Genomic DNA, 24,728 nt, shown 5'->3' with positions numbered 1-24,728 from the left:
CCTGTTCAAAACTTATGATTTCTGCATTTGCTGCTGGAACGTGATCTCGATGAATTCCGCAGGACGCACGACCGCCACCAGAACGGTGATCAGCAGTTTGCCTTCCAGGATATCCACCGGCGTCATCGTCTCGCCCAGACCCACATGGACGCTGAAGGCATCCGTAGGCACCGCACCGGCCAGACCGCCCGCTTTCCAGACCGAAGTCAGGAAGTTTTCGATCATCGACCGGATGGTCACCCAGGTCTGTGCCGTGTTGGGCTCAAACACATAGGCTTTGGCGGCAAGCCGGATCGATTCCTCGATCATGATCATCGTGCGGCGCACGTTGATATAGCGCCAGTCGAGGCTGTTGCCGTCGAGTGTACGCGCGCCCCAGACAAGGGTCCCCTCGCCCACAAACGGCCGGATCGCGTTGATCGATTTGCCCGTTGTGGAAACGTTGAGGTTTTCCTGCTGGCCGTGATCGATATTGACCATCGGTCCGGTAACACCGGCCACAGAGACATTCGCGGGGGCTTTCCAGACACCGCGCGTGTTGTCCACCGCGGTATAGACACCGGCCATGGCAGCGGCAGGGGGCATGACGTTCATATAGGCGGCGATGGCATTCATCACATCCGTATAGAGCGGCACGGTTGCCCGCATGGTCTTGTCGATTGTCGCCGTCATCGGATCAGGCGGCGGGTTGTCGTCTGTGATGCCGTCCACAAGGACCTTGATCTCTTTGGCTTCAGACAACTCACCACCGACAACCAGCTTGTAGCGCACGGCGGTTTCCGCGCCGCGGAACTCCTTGTTGGGGGCCAGGATGACATCCGTGCCCTCTACCTTCCAGACGCCGACGCCCTTGCGGGTCACCGTTTTGTCCAGCACAGCGGCAACCGCTGCGGCCTCTGCATCGGCCACGGCCTGTTGCAGCGGCGCCAGATCAGTACCATCGGCGGCATCTGCCAGGGCCTGGCGCGCCGTCTTAACAGCGTCAGAGCCGTTTTTCTCGGCAACTTCGTCGACCGGATCCGCGCCCAGCAGGACAACGTCCTCGATCTCAACGCCCTCTTCGGCGACAGAGATTTTGACCGGCTTTTCCTTGACCACATCAGGCAGGGCAATGACGTCCGACCCGACAGACACGACAATCTTGCGCGCGGATGTTTTCACGCCCTCGTTGTCGGTGATCACCAGTTCAAAGAATCCGCCCGATCCCTCGCTGCCGTTGTGCACAAAGCGGATCTTGCCGTCGTCGATGTCCTTTTGCGTAAAGGAAAAGACCGGATCGGCTGCGGCCAGCGCCTCGGCCCCTGCGTTTTTGGCCCCGGTGACCAGCTTGCCCTTCATCTGGGCCTGCAGGGCCGTGGCGTCGCCCTCGATCATATACTGAAGCTCTGCGGCCTCGGCCAGATCGTCAGCGGCATGGATATCCGTCGACTTGAGCACCGAAATCCCGCCTTTGGTGACAGAGATCGTAAAGTCACCCGTCACCTCGGCTGTGCCAACCTTGAGGATCTCGGGCACCAGCGCCTTGTCCATATTCACCGAGCGTTTCAGCAGCGAGATGAACTTGTTGCGGCTTTCCAGCTCGATGTTCTCGAAGGTAAAGTCACGCGACTGGTACACCGCGCTGTCCAGCCAGGGATAATAGGCCGCGCCGTAATCCAGATAGTTGGCACCGACATCCATGCGGAACCGTGCAATCGGATCGCCACGTGGGCTGCGTTCGTCCAGATAGCCGCCATGCACGTCCAGAATGGCAAAGCGGTTTTTCATGGTGTAGCCGCAGTGCGCCAGCATCTGCTGCTGGACCTTGGCACCGTTCTGGCGGTTCAGGCGGGTGGTCTCGGGGATCACCAGCATCGTGGGCTCGGGCTCTTTCTCCAGACGCTTGATTGCCTTGAGCATCGCATCCGCATCAATCGGATCGGCATAGGACCCGATCGAGGTCACATAGCAGTTGCCGCCACCATTAAGGAAGAACGCCCGCATCGCCGAATACAGCGTATAGGCCGTGTTGGTCTGAACCAGTTCGAACTTTTCCGGCCCGGCAGGGCCATTGGCCGTGAACACCGCCTGAGGCAGTTCGGCGGCGGCGGCCATATCCGCATCCTCACCATAAGGCTGGCCGGTGCGCTCCTCGAACGGGCGCAGCTTGAACGAGGGCTCGGGCGCGCCCCCGAAATAGCCGTGATACTCGGACACCGATGTGATTTTCATCGGGGTCTCGTGCAGGGAAACATTCCCGTTCACTGCTTTTTCAGTATAGCCGATAAAGGCCGGAACTGCCGTGGCTACCTGCACGACAGAGTTGGGAAAGGCGCTTTTCTCGACAATGTAGACGCCGGGGGTTTTCATGACCATGCTGCGGGTCCTCCTTTAAAAGATCGATACGTAAATGTCGGATTGGATCAGTGCCCCCGCCCCGTCAGGGGTGGGCACCGTGGTAAAGAGCGGCTGCGGCGCGGGCAGCACAGGAATAAGGGTGCGCGGCCCAAAGGGGCCGGGACGCGACAGGCTGAACCGCTGCAGCGGACGCGCCCGGGCGGGCAGCGCATCGCGCGAGCGGATCACATGGGCGGGCGTGCCATCGGGCAGATCAACGGCCCCCAGCGCATCAAAGAGCACCGCGCCCTCGGTATCCTCGATGACCACCTCTTCGCTGCCCGGGCCGGTCACATGATAGGCCCAGTGCGAGGCGACGGCCTCGCAGCGCAGGGTCATCCGCCGCAGACTGCCCGCACTCAGCCCGATGCTCACCTGCGCCAGTTTCCGGCTCGACGGGGGCTGCGGCACGTCCGAGGGTCCGGCAGCACTCAGCTGCGCATTGTCCAGATGCAGCGGCAGACCGATCTGCGGCACATGCGTCCAGCTGGCCCCTTCGGTCAGCGCGATCACATCCGGGTTCTGCACATCCAGATCCAGCGTGACGCTTTCGGGCAGTTCGGTATTGTCCTCCTCGGCCACCACCAGAACGCGCGGACCCATCTGGCGCAGCAGCAGGCCCTCCTTGTCAAAGGCGGTCGGGTCTGCCGGGCGCACGGTCACCGGGGGCATGTTCGGGGCATAATAGTCGTGCACCAGTCGCAGCTGTGCAATTGCCGCCCAGGTCATCAGCTTGTCTCCCGGGGTCTGGTTTCGCCACCCGGCGCACGGATGAGCGGCACAATCGAGCGGATCGCACCGGCATCAATCATGACCGAGCGCATCTTGAACATGACCGAAGGCACATAGCGCCCCCCCAGATTGCCCCAGAGCTGGCCCACTTCCTCGACCTTCAGGTTCGAGATTTCCACCGTCAGCTGCGAAATCCCGTCCGGCATTTCCGGCACCAGCTGCGGCGTCATCACCGGGTTGGCCTGAAAAAACATCAGCGCCGCCGAGATCAGTTTGAGCCCCTCGCCATAGATCTCCGGGTCGTGGCCCGAAGCCAGCATGAAATAGACATCCAGATGCACAGGCGGCGCCTGCCCTATCTGCAGCGATCCGCGCGGACGCCCTCCGCGCGGTACAGAATCCTGCGCGATATTGGTCAGAAACAGCGTCAGCCGGTTGCGCGCCTCTGCTGTGGGTTTGCCCTCTGCGTCAGACAGCGGGCCCACGGCCACCAGATCCTCCGAGACCGAGAACAGCGCAGAAAGATGCGCGTTCAGCCGGTCACTCACGAGGGTCAGGGCCTGATCAATCACAGCGGTACCGGTCCTCCGCGCTCACAGAGGTCGACTGGGCTGGAACACTGGCGAACTGGAAGCAAGGCAGCACCTCTTACTTTCGGTGGCAACTTGCCGCAGCGTAACCAGGAGTTGATCAAAAGCAATATGAGTCCCGCCATTTTTTCAATTTTTCCGGGTACATCTGACTAATTTTCTACCTTTGGGCCAAGTTTCAGAATTGTTTTAATCAGCCCCGTGACCAGCAGACCGCTGGCCAGAAACCACAGCGAGACATAAAAATAGATGCTCAGCATCAGCTGGTCGTCATTGGTCTGCGAAATGATCGAATTGGCCCGGCCCACGATCTCGTCCGCCCCGATGACAGAGGCGGTGGCAGAGGCCATGATGATGATCAGAAAATACTGCGTCCAGGCGATCACAAAGGTCTCGCGCGCGCCGGCAGGGTCGGTTTTGCGCTGCTCGAAATAGCCACAGGACTGGTCCGAACAAAAGCCGATCACCGGAAAGAGCAGCGCCAGCGCCGCCTTGATCCACAGCGGCACCGCCATGATCTGACCGGCGATATTCACCTCGCTGGGGATCATCGATGCCATATAGAACAGCAGCACAAAGCTGGGCACATTGCGGCAGATGTTCGTGGCCAGGCGGGACGGGCCATCCAGCACCCTGACGCCCGCAAACCGCATCCGCCCCAGGATCACCCCGATCACCGTGCCCAGCGTCATCGACACCACCGAGATCAGCAGATTGATCGTGAAACCGCCCGCCAGATGCCCGGTAAAGGCCAGCGCCGGGCTCCAGGGCGCAATCAGCAGATCATAAAGATACGCCAGCAGCGGGATCTTTTCAGCAAGCGCCTGGATCATGACCGCACCATCCTGCGCCGCAGCGCTTTGAACAGCCAGACGAGGCCCAGAATGAACAGAAAGTAGAACAGCAGCAGCCCGTTCATCAGCGTGGTCGTATCCGCCCCCTCAGACACCAGCAGGTTGATGGTAGAGATAAGCTCGCCCACCGCGATGGCGCTGGCCATGCCCGCCCCCTTGACGATGTTCACACAGGCCGCCACAAGCCCGTCAAACCCCCGCGACACCGCCCCCGGCAGTAGCGCCAGCGCGCTTTTGTCCGGATGGATCGCGCGCTCGGCCTCCAGCGCATGGCTCAGGATGATCGAATTGGTGGCCCCGGCATAAAGCGACAGGATCACCACCGCGATGGCGAAAGAGCCGGGCAAAAACCCGCCCGAATTGCCCAGAATGCCGCCCAGGCCAAAGAACACGATATAAAGCTGCAGAATGGGCGGCGTCATCCGCGCCACCGTGACCAGCAGTTTCTGGGGCAGCAGCAATATGCGCCCGATCAGCCCGAAACCCGCCAGCACGATATGCATCATCGACAGGGTGACCCCCACCAGCAGCGCGCCGATAATGGCAAACAGGCTCAGCGCCAGGGTCAGCATCAGCCCGCGCTGCAGACGCTCCAAGTTATAGGGGCTGGCGGCGGCGCGCAGGTCGATCCCCGTCACCTCGTACAGGGTGACAATCCAGCCAGGCGGATCAGGATCAGGCGCGCTCTGCAGCGGGGCCTCGTTGAGACATTTATACAGATGATCCCCGGTCTCCGGATCGCGGGCACAGACCGCCCGGCCAAACTGAACCGCGCGCCACAACGCGTGTTTGGCCACGACAAAGTCACTGCGCGGGATGCCCCATTTGTCCTGCAGATCCAGAATGCGCCCCGCCGCGTGCCACTCGCCGATCATGTCCGACACGAACCGGCCCAGAGGCGCGTCTTCCTCGCCCTTTGCGACCAGAATGGCCCAGGGAGATACCAGGATCGTCTCGTCCATGATGCGGAACGTGCCGCTGGCGCCCTGCCCCGCGCCTGCCGCGGCATCGTTCTGGCTGTTGATCAGCTGCACCAGTGCCGTGTCATCAAAGGCCCAGCCGACACAGCGCCCCTGTTGCAGCGCCAGCCGCGAATCCCGGTTCGAGCTGAAATACTCCCCGTCGATCCCATAGTCTTCCTCGAGCGTGCGGTTGTAATAGGCCCCGCGCTTCAGACAGAGCTTGCGGCCCCGCAGCTCTTCCCAGGAATTGAAATCATAGCCCTCGCGGGTCAGCACCACGACACCGCTGGAATAGTAATTCGGCTGCAGCATGCCGACCTGGCGGCGGCGCTCTGCGGTGTCGCCGGTGGTGGCAATCACCACATCGACAACCCCCTGATTGACCCGTGCCATCCGGTTGGCCGAATTCACCGCCTGCAGCTCCAGTTCCACGCCCATCCGGTCGGCCAGTTCACGCGCCAGATCCGGCTCCAGCCCGATCAGCGCGCCGGCCTCGTTGCGCATGCCCCAGGGCGGATAGTCATCCTTGACCCCGACAATCAGCGTGCCGCGCTGCAGGATATGCGCCAGCCGGCTCGACACCTCCTGTGGCATTTCCGCGACCAGTTCGGGCGGCACATTCTGCGCCTGCCCCGCCTGCGGCAGCAGCGCACCCGTCAGGGCCAGTATCAGCGCCAGCGCTCTCAGCATGAGACCTCCGCGCAGATGCCGTAACCCCAGCGCGCCGGACAAAGCGGCGTCAGCAGCCCGTCGATCCAGCGCGCCGCCGCGTGGTGCAGCAGCCAGCTTTCCGGCAGCACGCTCTCGCAGCAGATGTTCTCCAGGCTGAACCCGGCGGCGACCAGCTCGCGCGTCAGCATCAGCGGATCAAACAACTGATAGTTCAGCACCACCTCCTGGCCGTCCTCTGTGCGGCGTTTATAGCGCACCAGACCGTCGCGGGCGCTGGTGGCCTGCTCCCGGCGGAACCGGCGCGCGCGGTTCGGCACCGAAATCAGCATCCGCCCCGATCCGGGCCTGAGCGCACGGCGCATCCGCTCCAGCGCATCCGCCCGCGCGTCGGTGTCGGTGATATGGCCCAGCACCCCAAAGAGACAGAGCACCAGATCAACCGGCCCCTGTTCCCGGATATACCTGTCCAGGTCTGCCGCCTCGGGGCCCAGCACCGCCAGATCCTCCCAGCCCAGCTCAGCCGCCCGCGCGCGGACCGTCTCCAGGGCGGCGGGGCTCACGTCGAAACCGGCGGCACGACCCACCCTGCCCTGCAGGCGCAGCAGATAGCGCCCGCTGCCACAGCCGAAATCCAGCACCGATGCCCCGGGCCCCAGGAACCCGGCAATCCGGCCCCACATCGTCCGGTTCGGCGCCGGATAGCGCCGGTCATAAAAACCAGAGGTGAAATACAGCTGATAAGAGGCCCGCGTCGTGGCATCGCCCGGCGTCACAGGCGGTGTATCCGTCCGGGGCCTTTCTGTTTCCTGGACGGTCAATTCGGGCTGACACTGCCGGTCCCCAGCACGTCCTCCAGCCGCTTGCGCCAGTCCCGGTTGCGCATCTGGCGGATCAGCGCCCGGTCAATCTGGCGGCGCAGATCCTCGGACACAGACGTATTGGAAATACCCCAGCCATAGGGCTCATTGCGGTACACCGTGGGCAGCACGGCCATCTGACCTGCCCAGGTGTCCTGACGGCTCAGATAGGTCAGCGCGATCCAGTCGCCCAGCACACCATCAACCTTGCCTTCAACCAGCAGATTGGCCGCCTGCCGCCAGCTGCTCACCAGACGCACCGATCCCGCCAGGTCCGGGCTGTCATCGACGGTGATATCCTCGCGCTCGGGGTCCTCGGGGTTACAGACCAGCTGACTGACCCGCAGATCCAGCGCCGCGGCCTCGGCCGTTCCGGCCTCCACATCCCCCTTGCGCTTGCCGTATTCAGTCAGCAGCAGCGCCTGGGCGGTGGAACAGTCCAGCGTGGCAATCGACATCTGCGTCAGACCGGCGGCGGGCACTTTCTGCTCTGCCCCGACCGACCCGACAAAGGCCGAGGTCAGAACACCCAGCAGCGTCGCCGACAGCGCCGTGCCCACCACGGCCAGGAAGATTTCCAGCACCTTGGCCACAGCAGTTGAATATCCGTCCCCGACCCCGCGCAGCCCGATGGTGCGGATGATCGATTCCAGCAGCGAACGCAGCCAAGTGGAGGTCCGGCTCTCTGTTGCGCTGTCACCGCCAAAAAGCAGCCAGCGGATCAGAAAGGCCATCACCAGGTTGAACGTCAGAAACAGCAGTACCGCCTGGGCGACCGTGGGGTGCAGAATGGTCTCTGCCACAATGTCCTTGGCCTGGGAAAAGTCGATGGCATTCGATGGCGGCAGCGCCAGCGCCAGGCCCGACGACAGATACTGCTGCGAGAAATCATAGGATTCCATCCGCTGCGAAGTGATCGTCAGCGGGGCGATCACCACGTCGATTCGCCCCGACACCAGCGCGATCTCCTGCCCGTCAATGGTATTACAGGCGACAAAGGTCACCTCGGGCGCGACGGCCCGGCCCACATCATCCAGCACATAAAGCGACCGCTCGACCCGCCGCCACAGATCATAGGCAAACCCAGCCGGTGCGCCGCCCGCATCGAAATAGGCAAAGGGCTCTGCATTGTCGCGCAGGGCAACGACGATATCGCCATCTGGGCGCGACTGGGGGCAGGCATGTGCGGCAGGGGCAAATCCGGTCACTGTGCTGACAAGCACAGAGAGCAAAAGCAGGGCGCGGATCATTGGTGTTCGCTCTTTTCGATGAATTATGGTTTAGATTCAACTATTTAAAATAGAAACACCGAAACTCTCACAACCCTAAGGCAAGTTTCCGCTCATATGCAAGAAAACAATTCATACGGGAACTTTTGCGCGGGGCTGATTTCACCGCCCTTGATCTGACACAGCGTCACCTCTAGCCTCGCGGGAAGTGATCACTTCGTTTTCCCTCCCACCGAATGCAGGGGCATCCCCAGGATGAGGACACGCGGCACGCAGCTGGAACATCCCCGGCAGGTGGCTCCCTCCCCTGCCCGCCCGAACGGCCTGTCCCGCAGCGCAAACGGTCTGACACAGATGCAGACCGCCGCCGATCTCAGCCCCTGGCGGCAGAAATCCGAAACCCTGCAGGCCCGGGCGCGCACACCGGGCGCGGCCCCTGCCCGCCCGCCGGTGCCCGTGCTCCAGCGCGCCGCCGTGATCCCCTATGAGGTCTGGCGGACCCGCAGCACCAAGGCCGGGATGAAACGCTCGGACATGCTGCTGCGCATCGACGAGGCGCTGATCCTCTACCAGTCTGCGGTCTTTATGGATGTCAAAACCCAGAAAGCCCGCCTCGCGGCCCTGGCCGGTAAAATCAACACCTGGATCGACGCCAAAAATACGAAATACGCCGGTAAAAAGCGCAATTCCCGCCGGATGAGCGAGGTCCGCGAGCTGCAGAACCAGGTGGCGGCCAAGACGGCCGAGCTGGACGAGGTGCCCGATGAAAGCCCCGATGTAGGCCAGCGCACCAGCTTCTCCTTCGACGTCTACAACCGCATCCGCCTGCGGGTGCAGCAGATCATGGCCGTGCCCCCGCGCGACATCAAAATCCCGGTGGCCGAAAAGATGGTGGCCGGTCTGGCCGAGATGCGCGAGCAGGTGCGCGACATCGATATCGCGCATGACCCCGTCACAACCATCTGGGATGCCTGTTCGATCCTGATTGCCCTGGGCGAGGACCGCCTGAATGTGGCCGTGGCCGCGCGCACCCGCCGGAACCACACGAAAAAGGCCCCTCTGGCCCGCTATATGGCCCGCTACAAACGCCACTATACGCGCGCCGAACAACAGATTGCCCGGCAGAACGCGACCGGCCACACCGTCGCGCCGCATGTGCTGGCCGCGATGCAGAAAACCCGCGAGGACATCGGGCTTTACAGCGCAATCGCGGGCAAGGGGAACGGCGAAGAGCCGGATTTCGACCTGCCCGAGGGCTTTGACGAATCGATGGATCTGGCGGGCGAGGCAATGAACGCGCTCGGCATGCAGGGCACCGGCGGCAAGGGCAACGAAGGGCTGGAGGACTACTGGAAAACCACCATCCCCGAGGGCGAGAGCGCGCAGAAAACCGCCGCCAAACAGATGGCAACGACGATCATGGGCGGGCTGCACAGCGCGATCGAGGACAACCAGGGCGCCATGGACAAGGTCTCGGGCAGCGCCGACATCGGGGCCAGCGCGGTGATGAGCGTGAAACTGGGCGCAGAGCTCGGGCGGCTCTTTGCCATTGTCTCTGACTGCAACCGCCGCCTCAAGACCGATCCGAAAAACAAATCCCTTAAGTCAAAGCGCGGCAAGGCCATTGCCGAGCTGACCTTTCTGTCCACCGTGGGCACCACGGAAATGCTGGGCAAATACCTCGGCGGGGCCTTCAACATCATGAAGGGCGACGGGCAGAAATTCGACTCTAACATGTTCAGCAGTGACAGTACCGACGTCTCTACGGACATGAAACTGACAGGCGATGCGGCGGGTGTTGTGCTGGGGGCCGTGGACAGCGTCAAGAACATCGTGACCATGTGCAAGAACATCTTTCAGCGCGCCAAACCGGTCAAAAATGACAGCAAATCCCTGGGCGAACACGGCCAGGACCTGTTTGATTCCGTGCACGAAATCGCTGGGGCCACCAACAGTGTGGCCAAATCATATTCCGCCGTGCGCAAGCTCTATGAACAGATCGCCGCCGGTGGTCAGATCGCTTCGGAAAACGTCGGGACGGTCACGGATGCGGTGCGCGGCACGGTGAACAACGTGCCCGTCATCCCCGTTCTGGGCCTGATCAAGGGCTGCATGGATTTCGTCAGCGAGGGCATCAAACTGGCCCGCACCGGCCACGCCGCGCACAAGGCCAAAGCGATGGGCAAAAAGCTCACCGCGCAGTTCAGCGAACCGCTCTATCTGGCCTTTATGGTCACCCGCGACAAATTCGTGAAACAGATCCACCGCGCGATCATCGACATCATCCACGCTGCCGCCTCGATCACCTCGGGCGCGCTGTCGGTGAGCGGTCTGGGGGCCGGTATCGGGGCGGCCATCGGCATGGTCTCGACGGCGGCGAAACTCACCCAGATCGGCATCCGCAAATTCAAACAGCACCGGCGGGACAAAAAGGGCGGCAAGGAAACCAACCTGGAAAAAGCCGCCATGACCGCCGATGGAGAAGAGTTCGTGAACCACGCGCTGACCCGCACCCAGGACCGGCTGGGTGGTAAAAAGAAACGCGGGCGCTATGATCTGGACAAGACCACCGCGAACAAGGAATTCCGCTATAATTTCGCCGCGATGGAGATCCTGCGCGCGCCCGAGGACGAGCGGAAATGGTTTTTTGACGCGCTCAACATCCGCCGGGATGCACAGCGCATCGACAACAACGACACGCCGGGCTTTAACAAGGAGCAGGCCAAAATGGCGCTCATTATCAAGAGCCTCAAGGAAAGGTAGACGCCTGTGGCAACGCCCGAGGAAATGGCCGAAGCGCTCGATCTGGCGGGGTTGAACCCGGTACTGATCGATGCCGCCCCCGACCCCTACCATATCGCCGTGCCCTTCCCCGGCCTCAGCGTTGAGGACGAGCCGGTGCTGCGCATCAATCTGCTCGACTCGGCAGATGGGGATCTGGAGCTGTGGCAGATGATCGTGGTGATCCCGGCCCAGGCCGTCACAGACCGGGCCTGGTCGCTGGTGCGCAATATGCTCAACACCGTGAACATGTCCCTGACCACAGGTAAGGTGCTGGCGATGGAGGACGAGCAGATGCTTTATTACACCTGCAACCACCTCGCCCCGCCCGGCGACAGCGCGCTGAAAAGCGGGCCCGCCGTGGTGCGCTTTGTGCTGGAAAATCTCGGCGTGCTCTCCCCTGCCCTCGTGGACGCGCTGAGCACCGACCCCCCGCCCGATTTCGAGGCCGCAGAACGCGCGCTGCAGGAAACCCATGACGCACTGGAAGAGCTTGCAGAAACAATTTCAACTGAGAGATGAAATTTAAATCCGGACGTGCTAGAGAGAAAGCCACCGGCAAGGACAGATGATATGGCACAGATTTTCGCATCCGAACGCAGCCAGGCCAATGCACCGGCGGCCAGGGCCACGACACAGACGCGCGACACCGCGCCTGAACAGGCGCTTGCCGGGCTCCAGGCCACCGCGGATCAGAGCAGTGCAACGGGCCGTCTGGCACAGCTGCAGAACCGCGAACGCGGCCCCGCGCAACGGATGGAGGAAGAGGCACTGCAAGGCAAATTCATCGACGCCCCCGCGCAGTGCATGGAAGAGGAGGAAGCCCTGCAGGGCAAGTTCGCCTCTGACCCTGTGCAGCGGATGGAAGAAGAAGAACTGCAGGGTAAGTTCACCGACACCGCCCAGCGGATGGAAGAGGAAGAAGCGCTCCAGGGCAAGGCGATGGACGGCGGGATGCCGGCCGGTTTGAAGTCCGGTGTGGAGAGCCTCTCGGGTGTGGCGATGGATGATGTCAAAGTGCATTACAACTCTGCCAAACCCGCCGCGCTGCAGGCCCATGCCTATGCCCAGGGCACCGATATTCACCTCGGTCCGGGCCAGGAAAAACACCTGGGCCACGAGGCCTGGCATGTGGCCCAGCAAAAGCAGGGCCGCGTGAAACCGACCACCGAAGTGGGCGGCGCGCCGGTCAATGATGATGCGGGTCTGGAAAGCGAAGCGGACACCATGGGGGCCAAAGCCGCCCAGTTCTCTGTGATGGACCGCGACAGCTGATCCGCGCAGGTGTTTTCGCGTAACCCACTGATTTAAAATGATATTGCCAAAAAGAAAGGGTAACCCACGGGTTACCCTGCTGCGTTTATCTGGTTGGACAAGGTAACCCATGGGTTACCTTCTGGCGTCACCCGGCCGGCTGTGCCGGGGTAACCCATAGGCGCTCTGTTGGAATAGTTCGGATCATGCAAGAAAGCGGACGTTGGTTTCGCCATCAAGCTGCTACCTTGAAGAAGCCTTAACATTGTGTGCCGATCCCACTGTCTTGGTCAGTTGCAACGCCGCACCGTGAGTGAGCTACTATAGATAGAGTCTCACAGGATGAGATCCACCAGCGCGATACGCAAGTCGGCCTCGTTCAGAGGCTTTTTCAGTACTGGAGTGCCTTCAAACTCGGGATCCAGCTTCTGGGTATCACCATAGCCTGTCACAAATAGGAAGGGAATGCTCCTTGCCTTGAGTTCTCTGGCCACCACCTCCGACGTTCGACCTGATGAAAGATTAATGTCGAGAACAGCGATTCCCGGCGCAAGTCTATCGAGTTTCTCGAGTGCATCTTTGGCATTCAGTGCAGTTTCTACGGTTGTGAACCCAGCCAGCTTCAACACCCGGGAAGTGTCGAGTGACACAACATAGTTGTCCTCAACCAACAGGCACTTGTGTGTAAAAACTTCGGGGGGTATGGCTGCGCCGGCGCCATGCAACGGTTCCATGTCCACGGTGACTGCTGGGACAGAAGCTGCTTCCAACAAAACATTTTCAGGTAGTTGGATCAAAGCACATACTCCTGAAGGTTTGAAGTTGACCTCTACGGTCCCGTTCATCTCAAACGGGATCGTTTTTTCGATCAAGGTAGTTCCGAAGCCTTTATTGCGCGGTGGAGTGACTACCGGTCCGCCTATTTCCTGCCAAAAGATTTCGAAACCACCAGGTACCTTCACAAGTTGAACGCGAACTTCGCCACCCGATTTCGACAAGCTACCATATTTAGCAGCGTTAGTGGTAAGTTCGTGCACTGCAAGTGCAAACATGGGTGCCAGATCAGATTTGATGCCAATGTCGTCACCTTCAATTGTGAAGCGCTTGGCTTCCTGACAATAGGGAGTAGCTTCAATACGCAGAATTTGTTTTATCGATGCGACGTTGCTCGACTTGTCCACTCCAAGATCGTGCGCTGCGGCGACGGCAGCGATGCGCGCTTCGAGGGCGCGGACGTAACTTTCGATTGATCCATTATGTTCCAGCGATTGATGAGACAAAGAGCGGATCAGCGCGAGGATATTGCGCACGCGGTGGTTCAACTCGTCAATCATTATTGACTGCTGGCGGTTTGCTTGCTTGATCAACTGTTCACGTTCCGCCGAAACAAACATGGACCAGAGATCCTCAGCAAGCTTCCTTTGTTCAATAGACCATGGTTCCGCAGTGCCCTGCACTTTCTGCACGAAAGCCGCGAAAGACCCCCGAGGGTGTAGTCTAGCCTGACCGTTCTCGACCACGATTTCTTTTTCTGGCCTGCCCGCCCATGTGACAGTTGTTGCGCGGTCTTTCCGGAAGAAGACAAACGCACAGTCGTTGGAAAGCCTTGACAGAAGAAGTCCTGCGAACTTGGGTCCTGATGCTTCAGACAGCGCGGGTAATTCTTTTGCGAGTTTGGAAGTTGCCACCACACCCACGTCGAAACCTTCGGTTGTTAGGATTTCCAGAAGACTGCCCTTTGGTGGCACGTCACCCGATTGAAGCAGAAAATTCTTGTGCAAGAGCGCCGCGCCATCCGCACCCATTGCAATTTGCAGCTCTTTGAGCAGTGCTTCTTCGAACAACTTGTCGGAAGAAATTTCAGTGGATTTTTCGCTGATGCGGCGCCGAAGATCATCGGCTTGTGCGAGTTGCTGGTGATGAAACTTCTGTCTCAGCAGATCGACTTGCAAAGCGAAGACTTCCGCAAAGGTCCGGCACAACTGACGAGTACGCTGATCCGGAATTCGCGACGAGGCATGATGGAAGGAAATCATACCCCAGAGGTCGTCATGCAGCTTGATATTGAGCGTTAATGTTGCTCTCGTCCCCATGTTGCGCAGATACTCAAAATGGATTTTGGAGCCGCCACGTAAATGGGCGTATGTCATGTCAAGGTCCGGCAGGTTTGCTTCAATAGCCTGTATTGGAACCGGCTGCGCATCGACATCGGCTATGTAGCGCATCGGCGTTTTGAGCATTATCCGCCGGGCTTGTGCCGGAATGTCCCAGGCGGGATAGTTGAGGCCCAGATAGGGCTCCAGACCGGTGACTAAAGCCTCGCCTTTGACTTGACCGTTTCCTTCCGCGTCAAACTGGTAGACCATAACACGGTCGTATCCGGTAAGCATCTGCAATAGCATCGTACTGTTCGTGAAAAGCTCTTGGGTGGTCGTTGCAGATCGCGTCTGGGCAAGCAGGAATTCGAGATCTCGCACCGTTCTCGCATCAGGTGGGGGCACTTCAGATGCTGGTTCGAACTCGAAGATTGTGCAATCGCCCGAAGCGCAGGAAGTTACTGCAAGTACCGCATCGCCGATCACAACAACGCCGAGATCGTTAGTGAATTGGCCAATTTCCTCACGTAACATGCCATTCAGAAGCGAGTGATTCGTGGTGCGGTCAAAGACCTGATCCAGGGTTTTGCCCAACAACTCCTGCAACTTGCAACCAAGCAGGTCTTCCGTATTTTGACTTGCATAAAGAATTTCTTGACTGGTTGATCCGACAGCCACCATCGCACCGTGCGGTTGAATAGCGCCTGGAATATGTACTGGTTCAGCTGCGCAGCTTGCAAGTGCAGCCTGTATCTGAGCCTCATCAAGCCGGTCTGACATTCTGCTACCTCGAAAATCTGATTTCAAACGCATTTCCCCAATTAAATTTAATCAAATATTAACTTGGTTAACAAACACTTTACGCCTGCCCGTGTGTATTTGGACACTTGTTTGAGATGACTTCATTGGCCGACCTTAGCTCGCGCTCGTACAAGCCTCGTTTGCGCGTTCTCGCTGTGGACGATGATTTTTTTGTACGTTTCCAGATCAAGGACTTCATGGTGAGCGAAGGGTTCCACTGCGATACGTGCAGCCATCCAGAAGATGCGATGGATCAATTGGCAAAATCGCCACATAATTACGGTTTAGTTTTCATGGACATCGAGTTCGGCGGAGAAGCGTTAGGTTTAAATGCCGCGCGCACCATCGCTGCCCGGCGAGACAACGGGGGGCCTTCGGTTATCGGCATTACCGGCGTCAAGTCACTCTATGACTATGAGAACAGGGCGGCTTACGGGCTGGAAGACGTGCTCGCGAAACCCTTGCATAAATGGTTGCTGATCAATCTGGCTTCTGCATATTGTGGCTAATACTCGGAGGTCTGCATTTTTAGCGCTGGGTCGCCCACCTAGTAAGGGTCTTTTGGGTGGCTGTGCGTTTGATAGCAACACAAATATAACATAAGTGGAATAGAGGGAAATACACTTAGTGCTTCAATAATATATTTTTGTGCGTATACTGAACTCCATTTTTGAGGGCTACTCGGCATGCGTCACTTTCTCAAGAAACTCCTCCCCTCCGTCGCGGTCGCTTTAACTCTCACAGGTCTTTCGCTGCCGATGTCCGCCCGAGCGCAGACATACCCGATCGATTGCGCGATCCTCTTGTGTCTTTCTGGCGGTTGGCCAGCTTCCGTCCCTTGCGCCAGAGCTCGAGCTGAATTCATCCGGCGCATTACGCCCTGGCCGGTGGAGCCGCCGCTGCAAATCTGGCGCTGTCCCATGGGAGCGTCCTTTGAGACCGCTCCAGCACTAAACAGTGCAGACCGCATCTTTGAAGCGTTCTTCCAGAACGACAGCACTGGACCGCGACAATCTTTTGCAGCACGCGAGGCCGCTGACCCAATTGAGGCTGCTTGGCGCGCTCCAGTAACCTCAGGAGACCATGTTCCTGCCGACCGGTCTCCCCGGCTCATTCAAGATCGCGCAGACATCGATATCAGTGGACCTGAGTTCAATTTCGTCCGCACAATTCGCGTGTACAATGTGTTGTTTGCGCGTCAGCAAATTACCGGGAGTGATCAGAATTGCACTCAGAGCGCACGTGTCGATTTGGGCACTTATGACAGTCAGGGAGGATTTTCCTGGCACCGTTTTTCTGACTCGGCTTTGCCGCCATCACATATCGGGCTGGAAGGATGGGGCGAAGATTGTCCGGTCATCAATCATCGATCCGTTTTCGTTGAATGGCGTGATTTCAGCGGCAACTATGGCTTCGAGCAGGTCAATTACTGAATTCCCGGCACCGATAGTTCGTAAGTGTCGTTTGACCTGTCCGAGCATCCAACCAGAGCAGTTAAACATGTTTCGCAGATGGCGTTCTAGAACGTGCGCAATCTCGTCAACAATTCGAGTACTCTTGGGTCGGAAATCGACCGGGCTTCGTCAAGAACAAGAGGATCGATACTGGGATCTATGAAATTGACCTCCCAGGCTTCTCGCAGCCATATAATAGTCAACTCTCCTGTATTCCATAGATAAACCCAACCAACTGTTGTCTCTCGATCCTCTGCAATCAGCTTCGCCAAGGGTCTCGCTTCACGTAATTCACCAATCAACTTCTTACTCACTTCACAAAACTTTGAAATGCTTTCCGCTATGAGAAGCTCTGCGCTGAAATCCGATACGGATTGGAGAGGGCCTCGGATAGACACGGAGAAGGCATACTGGGTTTGAGGAGGCCGCGGTGCTGCCGGCACGATTGGATCGTTCTGATCCTTGGGAACCGCAAATCCTGCAATATCCGCAGATCGAGCAGGATTTGACTCAATTTGACGCGGTTCCGCGTCACCAACATCTGGTTGAGACACGCGAAAAAACAACAGCCTAGATGACGAAAGTATAGTATATCGCGTGGTGAAATACCCATCATCGTGGCTCTGCCTTTGGCATGAAGCTTCGTGTAAGAGTAGGGTTGAATATCCAGGAATTACGGCGGGACCGCGGTCTCAGCCAGGAAGCGCTTGCGCATGCGGCCGAGATCAACCGCGGATACTTCGGCAAGCTTGAAAATGCCAAGTATGCCGTATCCGTCGACATGCTGGAGAAGATCGCCGAGGCTTTGGACGTCGATCCATCTGCGTTACTCAAGCCGCGATAGCAAAACACTGCCAACAAGAAGCGCACTTTACTATCTTTCCACAAAACGCAAAAACGGCCTGTACGCGTTGGTGACCGCCTGCGCTTCATGGAATGCGCGCGTGCGCTCCCGATCAAGACAGCGCAAATATGCTTGAACATCCCTGACGTATAGATCGAAATCGCTCCGAGTCAGGTCTTCATAGTCTTGAGCTGCCGCAGAATCGGTCGGAATGAACGGGGGCAGGGGCGCGATGCACGTCTCGGCATCGGCGTGATCAATCACCACCAAAGTTGCAACTATTGCTGCCAGCCCGGCACGCCGGTTCAATCCAAGATGGAAGAAATCCCATATTTTCTTGATCGTTTCCATCACGCGTGCCAATTCAGATGTTCAACGACATAACGCCGCGTCAACTAATAATATATCTTGCGGTTGAAAGTATACTTTCGTAACTCTGGGCTTCAAGTGGGAATGCCCGGGCGTTGCGCCTTTGAAGAAAGCGTGAGCCGGGCCATGAACTGGGACATCGAAGCACCTAATGTGGTTACGGAAGCACGTTTCCGCGAACTCGTGGAAAGTGGCTATAGCGCTGAAATCCTGTGCCAGGCGTCGGCACACAAGAAGGGCCCAAGTTACTACGGGGTCTGGATCATGCGTGTCGTCTCGGACGACGGCGTGGAAAAACTCCTCGTCACAGCCCGCACCCGCACGACCTATAACGACATCAAGATCCGCGAGTTCAAGACAATCACGGGCGTGGTCTCCTTCCTCATCGGGATTGGTTTCTCCCATGCCGATGTCCCGCTCGAGGAGGGCCAGCGGACAACGCACAAGCTGGCTGCAACCGACAAGGGCGGCAGCAAGTAGCCTTCTCCTTTGCTGGTTCCTGGCGGGTCCCGCCGCTGCGCAAATGGTGTTGGTCATGGAGAGCGATGGCTCTCTCACCCCGTCCCGCTCCCAGGACAACTTTGCCCGGAACTACAATGACGGTATCGGACAGGGGTCCGCTGCTGATGAATTGGCGATCCTCGGTGAAGCTGAACCAGCTATTGAACCTGACGCGTTGCATTTTGCAGCACTCGCCCGTCCAGCACCCCTCCCTCGCGTCGATGTTCTGGCGGCCATAGAGGCCACGGCTCTGCGCTATGCCGGTCATCCTGCACTGCGCCGCGCAGATCTTTCTGTCCGAGACTGGCTGAGCCTCTACCGCGCAAATATCGAAGTCGAGAGCGGCTACCGTCAGGATGCGGTCTCGAGCGCTGGCGCCATCGGCCTCGGTCAATTGATGCCTGCGACGGTGCGCGATCTCGGTGTCGACGCGCGTGATCCACTTCAGAACCTCGACGGCTCCGCCCGCTACCTTGCGTTAATGCTGGAGACGTTCGGCGAACCGCGTCTTGCCCTCGCAGCCTACAACGCCGGACCCGATGCAGTCCGCCAATACGGCGGCATTCCCCCCTACCGAGAAACCCAGAACCACGTGGCCCGAGTCATGGCCGTCATGGCCCGATTGGAAGGATCAAATTCATGAGACAGATTTCACACCTTTTCGTCGCCTCGCTCGCGCTCTTCCTCCTCGTCGCAGAGCCGGCCCTCGCACAAAGCATTGATCTCTCCCCGATCCAGAGCCTGCTTCAGGGTATCGTCGATGCGCTGACCGGCCCGCTTGGCGTCGTCATCGCCACGCTCGCCGTGCTCGGTGTTTTCTTGAGCTGGTTCTTCAACATCATCGATCTGCGCCAGGCCCTCTGGGTGCTTGTCGGCATCGCCGGTGTTGCTGCCGCACCCACTATTGTTGCCGCGGTCTTTGCCGGTGGCTGAGCGCTCGCCCCTCTTTCTCGGCCTCGTGCGGCCGCCGAAGCTTCTGGGCCTGCCCATCATGTATGCGATGGTCTGGCTCTTTTGCTCGGTGCTCTTGTTCGTCTGGGTCCAGCACATCGCCGTGCTGGGCTTAGCCGTCCTGCTCTACCCGGTGCTTTGGAAAGCTGCCGACTGGGATCCGCGCTTCATCGACGTGATGATGACGGCGCTGCAGGAAACGCCGCCCACGCGGAACCGCTCCATCCATGGCGGGGACAGCTATGCGCCCTAATACAGCCTTGGACGAAACGCTCGATCTCCGCACCATGACGCCGAACTGGTATGCGCGCGAAACCCGCCTTGCACATATGCTGCCTTACGTCAGCTTAGTCGATGACCGCACCGTGCGGACGCGGGTGAACGAGCTATTCCAGTGCATCCGGCTGGGTGGTGTCAACAGCTACACGACGGATGATGCCTATCTCGACAAGGTAACCGCGCTCTTTGCCCGCATCATCGCGCAACTGGGACCAGAGTTCAGCTACTACGTCCACAAGGTCTCCAAGGCGATCACGCCAGACCTCGAGCCTGTGCGTGAGAACAGTTTTGCCGGAGAAGTCGACCGGCTCTGGCGCGCGAAACTCGAAACCAGCGGGTTGCGCGACAAAACCTTGACCCTCACAATCATTCACCGCCCGCCCCCGAAAAGCGTCCTGCCGTTCCTGAACCGCAGCGCCCCCGATCGCCTCAAAGAGGCAACCGAGAGGCGTCTGCGTCGTCTGGGCGAGGCCGTAAGTGTATTCGTGTCGGGCTTGAGCGAGTTGAACCCGCGCGTACTTACGGCCGAAAGTGGCGAGTTGATCGGCTTTCTAGGGGCGCTGAATACCGGCCAGGAATTGCCGCTTTATCCGGCCAACACCTATGGCTTCCTGTCCTTCAATGTCGCCAATACCCGCGTGACGTTTCACGGAGATCATTTCGAGCTCTCCGAAGGTGTCGTGGGACATCGCTACGGCAAGAGCTTTACCATCGGGGAATACTCCGAGGCCACCTCCTGCACCATGTTCGACATGCTGAACCTGCCCGTCGACATGATCGTCACGCATTCCTTCACGCCGATCAATTCGAACCTCATGGCAGGCCGCATCAAGCGGCAAAAGCGTCAGATGCAGGCTTCTCAGGATGCGGCGCTGTCGCTCATGGAAGCCCTCGACATCGCCGCCGATGATCTCGAAGCCAAACGCCAGAGCTTCGGAGAGCACCATATGGTCGTGACAATTTTTTGCGACACGCTGGACGAATTGCAGACCCTCAGCGCCGAGATCGTCAACGCCGCCGCCTCCGAAGGCGTAAAAATGGTCGGCGAGCGCGTGGCGGCCAAGGCGCATTACCTCAGCCAGCATCCCGGCAACCAGCCCAAGCGCGTCCGTGCCAGTGCGATCACCAATCGCAACTTCGCGGATTTCGCGGCGTTTCATCGGACGCAGCTAGGGAAGCCTGCCGCGAAAACACCCTGGGGCAAGGTCATCACCTATTTGCCCACACCCGAACAGAGTGCCTACCGGTTTTCCTATCATGAGCAAGGTACGCCCGACAAAGAACCGACCAGCGGGCATACCCTGATTATGGGTCGACCCGGCTCGGGCAAATCGGTGCTGTCAGCGTTTCTCATGACTCAAGCCCGACGAGCAGGGGCGCGGATCTTCGTCTTCGATTACCGCCTTGGTATGGAGATGGCGGTCCGCGCCAATGACGGGCGCTATGCGTCCCTAAAAGCGGGGCAACCCACAGGCCTCAATCCCCTCTGGACGGAAACCGATAGTCGCGGCACGGCATGGCTGTCGGACTGGCTCGCCACTCTGCTTCATCGCGCTGACAAGCCGCTCATGCCGGCACAGACTAGCCGCATCCAAGAAGTCGTCCGCCAGAACGCGCAGGCCTCCAATCCGGCCTTGCGGAACTGGCGGGATTTCGCATCGCTTTTTGTGTCGACCGATGATGGCGGCGATCTGCACCAGCGACTGTTTGAGTGGACCGAAGACGGGCGATATGGCTGGATCTTTGGACAGACCCTGGAAGACACCTTCTCGCTAGACGGCGATGTGGTGGGCTTCGATCTCACCGCCATTCTCGACAGCGAGGCCGAGAAGGAACGGATGGCCGTCCTCTCCTATCTCGTCCGCCGAGTCGAACGCGAGATCGAGGACCGCCGCCCTACGATCATCATCATTGATGAGGCCTGGAAGGCGCTCGACAATGCCTATTTCGCAGAGCGGTTGTCGAACTGGCTGTTGACCGCACGCAAGCAGAACACCGTCGCGGTGATGATGACGCAATACGCCAGCCAGCTCGAGCGCACACGGACGGGCAAGACCATCGTCGAGGCTGTCCCGACGCAGATCCTGCTCCCCAATATCCGCGCCAGTGCCTCGGATTACGTCATGCTGAACCTCACGGAGAAGGAGCTCGACGTCCTTCTCAACACGGGCAGCAACAGCCGCCTTGCGCTGATCCGCGACGATCAAGGCTCAATCGTCCTCGATGCCGATCTGAGCGCCCTTGGGCCCAATCTCACGATCCTTGGCGGCATGGAAAAGGGCGAAGCGCTTGTCGGCACCGATTACCGTGACCGCCCCGATTTCTGGAAGATTTCATGACACACATTTTGTTGCTGCTCGCCGCGCTCGGCGCGCTGGCCTCCTGCGCACAGTACCAGGAACCGCAGGTCAATTGCTTCACCTTCCTCGCCTCGACAGCCCCTGTCGCTCCAGATTGCAGCTTCACGCCCCTTGGCGCGCCGGAGCGCGACATTGAAGTCTAGCCTGCCCCATATCCTTGCGCTTTGCCTGCTGCCCGGTCTCGCCCTGTCCCAGGGCGTTCCAACCAATGACAGCGGGCTGACAGTGCGCGATATCGTCGAGACCGGCGATCGTGAGGCAGACCTCGCGGTCCAGGCGGACAAGCTTGCCGTGCGCGAACTCATCGCCGAGATCGAACGCGAGCAACTCGAGACCCTGCAACGCATCCTCGATGCCCAGACCAGCTTCGGCGGTCAGGGCTTGCCGGCTATGGTCTCAGGGCTGGAAAGCGGCAGCGGGGATCCGGCCCGTTCCGCCGAGGCCGTCTATGGCAATGCCGAAATCGATCCCAACCCCGGCGGCGCACAGATGTTCGGGGATGCGGCGGAAAACATCGAGCAGCTCATCATCCGCGTGGCCCAGGAGACCAGCGGCTTTGCCGGAGTGGGCCGCGCGGGCCTCTCCCCGGTTCAGTGGCGGGCCCTGCTGCAGGCCCTCATCTGGCAGGAAAGCCGCTTCACGATTGGCGCCCGCTCGCCGGTCGGGGCCTTTGGCCTCACCCAGATCATGCCTGGCACCGCGAGCGATCTCGGCATCAACCCGGAACACTATGACAGCCCCTACCTGCAGGTGCATGGCGGCGCGCGTTATCTCGCCACCCAGCTCAACACCTTCGACGGCAATATCATCAACGCGCTTGCCGCCTATAACGCGGGGCCGGGCCGGGTATTTGAGTATGGTGGGGTGCCACCCTTCGCCGAAACCCAGCACTACGTCCAGGCCATCCCCGAACGCTATAACCTCTATCTGAGCCGCATCGGCGGGATCGAAGCGCTCGGCTCGATCGACCCCGCGCTTCTGGCCAATGCCAACCTTTCGATCACCGGGCATGGCGCGGCATTCTATGGCAACAGCTCACCCGCCGCGATCCGACAGGCCGCCTTGCGTATTGCGGATATCGTCGAACGGATTTCCACGACCAAAGATGTGCAGGAAAGCATCGCGCTCAACACCTATGCCCGTGCCGAGTTGGTCCGCTTGGTCGCTGCCCGCATTCGACTTCAAGCGGCGCGGACCCGCGTCCTCTACGCCGAGGAGCTGGCCCAGGCCAGCGCCCGCATGGCCGAAAGCGCGTTCATGGAATTCACGACCAGGGAGATAGACTAATGGGACATTTACTCATGAGAACGGCCTTGGCCACGACACTTGGGATCGGCCTGCATCTTGGCACCTTCGCCCCTGCCCTGGCGCAAGGCGTGCCCGTCGTCGATACCCAGAACATCGCGCAAAACATCCAGCAGCTCCGGCAGATGATCGAAGACGAGATCCTCCAAAACGAGCAGCTGACGCAGCTCCGCGAACAGCTTGCGACACTCACGGACCAACTCGCGGAGCTGCAACGGACCTACGAAGCCCTCACACGCCTGGCCGAACTGCCTGAGATCATCCGCACGGAGATGGAAGACGAGTTGAATGGCCTGCTCGATCAGGAGTTCGGAGACATCCTCGCCACCATTGAAGCCATCAAGACTGGAGACTTTTCAAGCCTCTCTGGCTCCGGCGCGGGCGAGATCGAAACCCAGATGGACCGGGTCCTGGCCGATCTCGGATTTGACGAAGACACGCTTTCGGAAATGGCCACCAGCGGCAATCCCGGGGCTAATCGCGTGGCCACGCAAGCCACGACTGGCGCCCTCGTTTCAGCAGCAGCGCAAAACAGCTACGAGGATGCCGGCCAGTCGCTCGAACGCGTCGACCGGCTCGTCGGACTGATCGATGACATGGACGAACTCAAGGAAAGCATCGACCTCAATACTCGCGTGACGGCGGAACTCGCCATTGCGCTCGTGGCCATGTGGCAGCTCGAAGCCGTGCAAACCGTGGGCGACGGCACCGGCGGCGTGATCGATGCAGCCACCATCGCAGAGGAACAGCGCTTCATGGACTTTACGCTGCCTGACCTGCGCGCAGATTGATTCAGGGGTGTGACGCGTGCCGCGTGAACAGGAAATCATCGAAGAAGAGCTGGTCTATGGGGCGCTGCGCCGCGAGCGGCTCTGGCAACGCCTTGGGCTCATCTGCCTGATCTTTGGCATCCTCGGATGCCTGAGCGCCGCGGCTGTCGCAGTCTTCGATGTCGATCCGCCGCCTGTAGTCGTGCCCTATGATCCCGAAACAGGCTTCGCACTCCCCGAGGCCTCGGTGGGCGCGACGTCTGTCACAGCCAACTTGGCTATTATTGAGGCGGAGGTCTTCCGCTATGTGACCGACCGCGAAGTCTACAACCAGCTCGACAATGATCTGCGCATCCGCAGTGTTCTGCGTCGCTCGGACGGTGCCTCCGAGAGCGGATTGCGCCAGATCTGGAACAGCGCCAACGAGAACTACCCGCCGACAGTCTACGGGCCGAACGCCCGGCTCGACGTGGAAATCCTCAGCATCAATCGCATCGGCAACAACCGCGCCACCGTGCGCCTGCGCAAGCGCCTGACCTCCATCAATGGCGTTCAGACCGGGCTTTTCACCGCCACGCTTCTCTTTGAGTTCCGCCCCGAGACCCGTCGCTCCATCGATGAAGTCTGGACCAACCCCTTCGGCTTCACAGTCCTCGAATATTCCATCCGCTCCGACAGATTGGAGAATTAG

24 protein-coding genes are annotated in these 24,728 nt (G+C 59.6%); 15 read left to right on the top strand and 9 right to left on the bottom strand.

Going from position 1 to position 24,728, the window contains the following annotated elements:
- Positions 1–12 precede the first annotated feature (12 nt).
- The 7 genes from Q1A34_RS19720 to Q1A34_RS19690 form a co-directional block, all read right to left on the bottom strand.
- Positions 13–2,355: a phage tail sheath C-terminal domain-containing protein gene (locus tag Q1A34_RS19720; RefSeq protein ID WP_300038605.1), complete on the bottom strand. Its 2,343-nt coding sequence runs from the start codon at positions 2,353–2,355 to the stop codon at positions 13–15.
- 15 nt (positions 2,356–2,370) lie between these two features.
- Positions 2,371–3,105: a hypothetical protein gene (locus tag Q1A34_RS19715; RefSeq protein ID WP_300038602.1), complete on the bottom strand. Its 735-nt coding sequence runs from the start codon at positions 3,103–3,105 to the stop codon at positions 2,371–2,373.
- Positions 3,105–3,680: a DUF4255 domain-containing protein gene (locus tag Q1A34_RS19710; protein WP_300038599.1), complete on the bottom strand. Its 576-nt coding sequence runs from the start codon at positions 3,678–3,680 to the stop codon at positions 3,105–3,107. The genes Q1A34_RS19715 and Q1A34_RS19710 overlap by 1 nt, the downstream gene beginning before the upstream one ends.
- Positions 3,681–3,850: 170 nt before the next feature.
- Positions 3,851–4,531 (bottom strand): hypothetical protein, encoded by a 681-nt coding sequence (locus Q1A34_RS19705; RefSeq protein WP_300038596.1) that lies wholly within the window; start codon positions 4,529–4,531, stop codon positions 3,851–3,853.
- Positions 4,528–6,204, bottom strand: a complete 1,677-nt coding sequence (locus Q1A34_RS19700) for a transporter substrate-binding domain-containing protein (protein ID WP_300038593.1) — start codon at positions 6,202–6,204, stop codon at positions 4,528–4,530. Before Q1A34_RS19700 ends, Q1A34_RS19705 begins: the two co-directional genes overlap by 4 nt.
- The gene (locus Q1A34_RS19695) at positions 6,198–6,959 is read right to left on the bottom strand and encodes a bifunctional 2-polyprenyl-6-hydroxyphenol methylase/3-demethylubiquinol 3-O-methyltransferase UbiG (protein ID WP_300038590.1); all 762 of its coding nucleotides are present in this window, start codon (positions 6,957–6,959) and stop codon (positions 6,198–6,200) included. The genes Q1A34_RS19700 and Q1A34_RS19695 overlap by 7 nt, the downstream gene beginning before the upstream one ends.
- A 41-nt stretch (positions 6,960–7,000) precedes the next feature.
- A complete protein-coding gene (locus Q1A34_RS19690; RefSeq protein ID WP_300038587.1) occupies positions 7,001–8,293 on the bottom strand; it encodes a transporter substrate-binding domain-containing protein in 1,293 nt (430 codons plus the stop codon).
- A gap of 273 nt (positions 8,294–8,566) precedes the next feature.
- Here Q1A34_RS19690 and Q1A34_RS19685 point away from each other — a divergent pair, with 273 nt between their 5' ends.
- From Q1A34_RS19685 to Q1A34_RS19675, 3 genes are read left to right on the top strand one after another with little or no spacing between them, the layout of a single operon-like run.
- Positions 8,567–11,035: a hypothetical protein gene (locus Q1A34_RS19685; RefSeq protein ID WP_300038584.1), complete on the top strand. Its 2,469-nt coding sequence runs from the start codon at positions 8,567–8,569 to the stop codon at positions 11,033–11,035.
- Between the two features lie 6 nt (positions 11,036–11,041).
- Positions 11,042–11,575 (top strand): hypothetical protein, encoded by a 534-nt coding sequence (locus tag Q1A34_RS19680; protein ID WP_300038581.1) that lies wholly within the window; start codon positions 11,042–11,044, stop codon positions 11,573–11,575.
- A 51-nt stretch (positions 11,576–11,626) separates the two neighbouring features.
- A complete protein-coding gene (locus tag Q1A34_RS19675; RefSeq protein WP_300038578.1) occupies positions 11,627–12,328 on the top strand; it encodes a DUF4157 domain-containing protein in 702 nt (233 codons plus the stop codon).
- Between the two features lie 314 nt (positions 12,329–12,642).
- Here the strand turns inward: Q1A34_RS19675 and Q1A34_RS19670 are convergent, their stop codons facing one another.
- On the bottom strand, positions 12,643–15,183 hold the full coding sequence (locus Q1A34_RS19670) for an HWE histidine kinase domain-containing protein (protein ID WP_300038575.1): 2,541 nt from the start codon (positions 15,181–15,183) through the stop codon (positions 12,643–12,645).
- Between the two features lie 116 nt (positions 15,184–15,299).
- Between Q1A34_RS19670 and Q1A34_RS19665 the strand changes: the two genes are divergently transcribed.
- The 3 genes from Q1A34_RS19665 to Q1A34_RS19655 all read left to right on the top strand — a co-directional run bounded on the left by Q1A34_RS19665 (position 15,300) and on the right by Q1A34_RS19655 (position 17,502).
- Positions 15,300–15,713 (top strand): response regulator, encoded by a 414-nt coding sequence (locus tag Q1A34_RS19665; RefSeq protein WP_300038572.1) that lies wholly within the window; start codon positions 15,300–15,302, stop codon positions 15,711–15,713.
- Between the two features lie 177 nt (positions 15,714–15,890).
- A complete protein-coding gene (locus Q1A34_RS19660; protein WP_300038570.1) occupies positions 15,891–16,637 on the top strand; it encodes a hypothetical protein in 747 nt (248 codons plus the stop codon).
- Between the two features lie 679 nt (positions 16,638–17,316).
- A complete protein-coding gene (locus Q1A34_RS19655) occupies positions 17,317–17,502 on the top strand; it encodes a helix-turn-helix transcriptional regulator (RefSeq protein WP_300038567.1) in 186 nt (61 codons plus the stop codon).
- Positions 17,503–17,532: 30 nt separating this feature from the next.
- Here the strand turns inward: Q1A34_RS19655 and Q1A34_RS19650 are convergent, their stop codons facing one another.
- Positions 17,533–17,853, bottom strand: coding sequence for a hypothetical protein (locus Q1A34_RS19650; RefSeq protein ID WP_300038565.1), 321 nt, complete (start codon positions 17,851–17,853; stop codon positions 17,533–17,535).
- A gap of 144 nt (positions 17,854–17,997) precedes the next feature.
- On the opposite strand from Q1A34_RS19650, the gene Q1A34_RS19645 reads away from it, so the two are divergent.
- Genes Q1A34_RS19645 through Q1A34_RS19605 form a run of 9 tightly spaced genes read left to right on the top strand, consistent with a single transcriptional unit; the run spans position 17,998 to position 24,728 of the window.
- Entirely contained in the window at positions 17,998–18,351 is a 354-nt protein-coding gene (locus Q1A34_RS19645) for a hypothetical protein (protein WP_300038562.1), read from the top strand.
- Positions 18,352–18,394: 43 nt separating this feature from the next.
- Positions 18,395–19,015, top strand: a complete 621-nt coding sequence (locus Q1A34_RS19640; protein ID WP_300038559.1) for a lytic transglycosylase domain-containing protein — start codon at positions 18,395–18,397, stop codon at positions 19,013–19,015.
- Positions 19,012–19,305, top strand: a complete 294-nt coding sequence (locus Q1A34_RS19635) for a TrbC/VirB2 family protein (protein WP_300038556.1) — start codon at positions 19,012–19,014, stop codon at positions 19,303–19,305. The genes Q1A34_RS19640 and Q1A34_RS19635 overlap by 4 nt, the downstream gene beginning before the upstream one ends.
- Positions 19,298–19,576 carry a VirB3 family type IV secretion system protein gene (locus Q1A34_RS19630; RefSeq protein WP_300038553.1) on the top strand — a complete coding sequence of 93 codons (279 nt, stop codon included), beginning with the start codon at positions 19,298–19,300 and terminating at the stop codon, positions 19,574–19,576. The genes Q1A34_RS19635 and Q1A34_RS19630 overlap by 8 nt, the downstream gene beginning before the upstream one ends.
- The gene (locus tag Q1A34_RS19625) at positions 19,566–21,941 is read left to right on the top strand and encodes a type IV secretion system DNA-binding domain-containing protein (protein ID WP_300038550.1); all 2,376 of its coding nucleotides are present in this window, start codon (positions 19,566–19,568) and stop codon (positions 21,939–21,941) included. The genes Q1A34_RS19630 and Q1A34_RS19625 overlap by 11 nt, the downstream gene beginning before the upstream one ends.
- The gene (locus Q1A34_RS19620) at positions 21,938–22,105 is read left to right on the top strand and encodes a hypothetical protein (RefSeq protein WP_300038547.1); all 168 of its coding nucleotides are present in this window, start codon (positions 21,938–21,940) and stop codon (positions 22,103–22,105) included. Before Q1A34_RS19625 ends, Q1A34_RS19620 begins: the two co-directional genes overlap by 4 nt.
- Entirely contained in the window at positions 22,095–23,249 is a 1,155-nt protein-coding gene (locus Q1A34_RS19615; RefSeq protein WP_300038544.1) for a lytic transglycosylase domain-containing protein, read from the top strand. The genes Q1A34_RS19620 and Q1A34_RS19615 overlap by 11 nt, the downstream gene beginning before the upstream one ends.
- The gene (locus Q1A34_RS19610; protein ID WP_300038541.1) at positions 23,249–24,058 is read left to right on the top strand and encodes a type IV secretion system protein; all 810 of its coding nucleotides are present in this window, start codon (positions 23,249–23,251) and stop codon (positions 24,056–24,058) included. The genes Q1A34_RS19615 and Q1A34_RS19610 overlap by 1 nt, the downstream gene beginning before the upstream one ends.
- Before the next feature lie 16 nt (positions 24,059–24,074).
- Entirely contained in the window at positions 24,075–24,728 is a 654-nt protein-coding gene (locus Q1A34_RS19605; protein ID WP_300038538.1) for a virB8 family protein, read from the top strand.

The organism is uncultured Roseobacter sp. (assembly GCF_947491795.1).
GTDB lineage: Bacteria > Pseudomonadota > Alphaproteobacteria > Rhodobacterales > Rhodobacteraceae > Roseobacter.
The sequence above is the reverse complement of the archived record's forward strand: the minus strand, read 5'-3'. Positions and strand labels throughout refer to the sequence as shown.

What these genes read in the sequence shown, in the direction of transcription:
- Q1A34_RS19720 (WP_300038605.1), bottom strand. Translation starts at nt 2,355, where the DNA reads ATGGTCATGAAAACCCCCGGCGTCTACATTGTCGAGAAAAGCGCCTTT.
- Q1A34_RS19715 (WP_300038602.1), bottom strand. Translation starts at nt 3,105, where the DNA reads ATGACCTGGGCGGCAATTGCACAGCTGCGACTGGTGCACGACTATTAT.
- Q1A34_RS19705 (WP_300038596.1), bottom strand. Translation starts at nt 4,531, where the DNA reads ATGATCCAGGCGCTTGCTGAAAAGATCCCGCTGCTGGCGTATCTTTAT.
- Q1A34_RS19700 (WP_300038593.1), bottom strand. Translation starts at nt 6,204, where the DNA reads ATGCTGAGAGCGCTGGCGCTGATACTGGCCCTGACGGGTGCGCTGCTG.
- Q1A34_RS19690 (WP_300038587.1), bottom strand. Translation starts at nt 8,293, where the DNA reads ATGATCCGCGCCCTGCTTTTGCTCTCTGTGCTTGTCAGCACAGTGACC.
- Q1A34_RS19675 (WP_300038578.1), top strand. Translation starts at nt 11,627, where the DNA reads ATGGCACAGATTTTCGCATCCGAACGCAGCCAGGCCAATGCACCGGCG.
- Q1A34_RS19670 (WP_300038575.1), bottom strand. Translation starts at nt 15,183, where the DNA reads ATGTCAGACCGGCTTGATGAGGCTCAGATACAGGCTGCACTTGCAAGC.
- Q1A34_RS19665 (WP_300038572.1), top strand. Translation starts at nt 15,300, where the DNA reads ATGACTTCATTGGCCGACCTTAGCTCGCGCTCGTACAAGCCTCGTTTG.
- Q1A34_RS19660 (WP_300038570.1), top strand. Translation starts at nt 15,891, where the DNA reads ATGCGTCACTTTCTCAAGAAACTCCTCCCCTCCGTCGCGGTCGCTTTA.
- Q1A34_RS19650 (WP_300038565.1), bottom strand. Translation starts at nt 17,853, where the DNA reads ATGGAAACGATCAAGAAAATATGGGATTTCTTCCATCTTGGATTGAAC.
- Q1A34_RS19645 (WP_300038562.1), top strand. Translation starts at nt 17,998, where the DNA reads ATGAACTGGGACATCGAAGCACCTAATGTGGTTACGGAAGCACGTTTC.
- Q1A34_RS19640 (WP_300038559.1), top strand. Translation starts at nt 18,395, where the DNA reads ATGGTGTTGGTCATGGAGAGCGATGGCTCTCTCACCCCGTCCCGCTCC.
- Q1A34_RS19635 (WP_300038556.1), top strand. Translation starts at nt 19,012, where the DNA reads ATGAGACAGATTTCACACCTTTTCGTCGCCTCGCTCGCGCTCTTCCTC.
- Q1A34_RS19625 (WP_300038550.1), top strand. Translation starts at nt 19,566, where the DNA reads ATGCGCCCTAATACAGCCTTGGACGAAACGCTCGATCTCCGCACCATG.
- Q1A34_RS19620 (WP_300038547.1), top strand. Translation starts at nt 21,938, where the DNA reads ATGACACACATTTTGTTGCTGCTCGCCGCGCTCGGCGCGCTGGCCTCC.
- Q1A34_RS19610 (WP_300038541.1), top strand. Translation starts at nt 23,249, where the DNA reads ATGGGACATTTACTCATGAGAACGGCCTTGGCCACGACACTTGGGATC.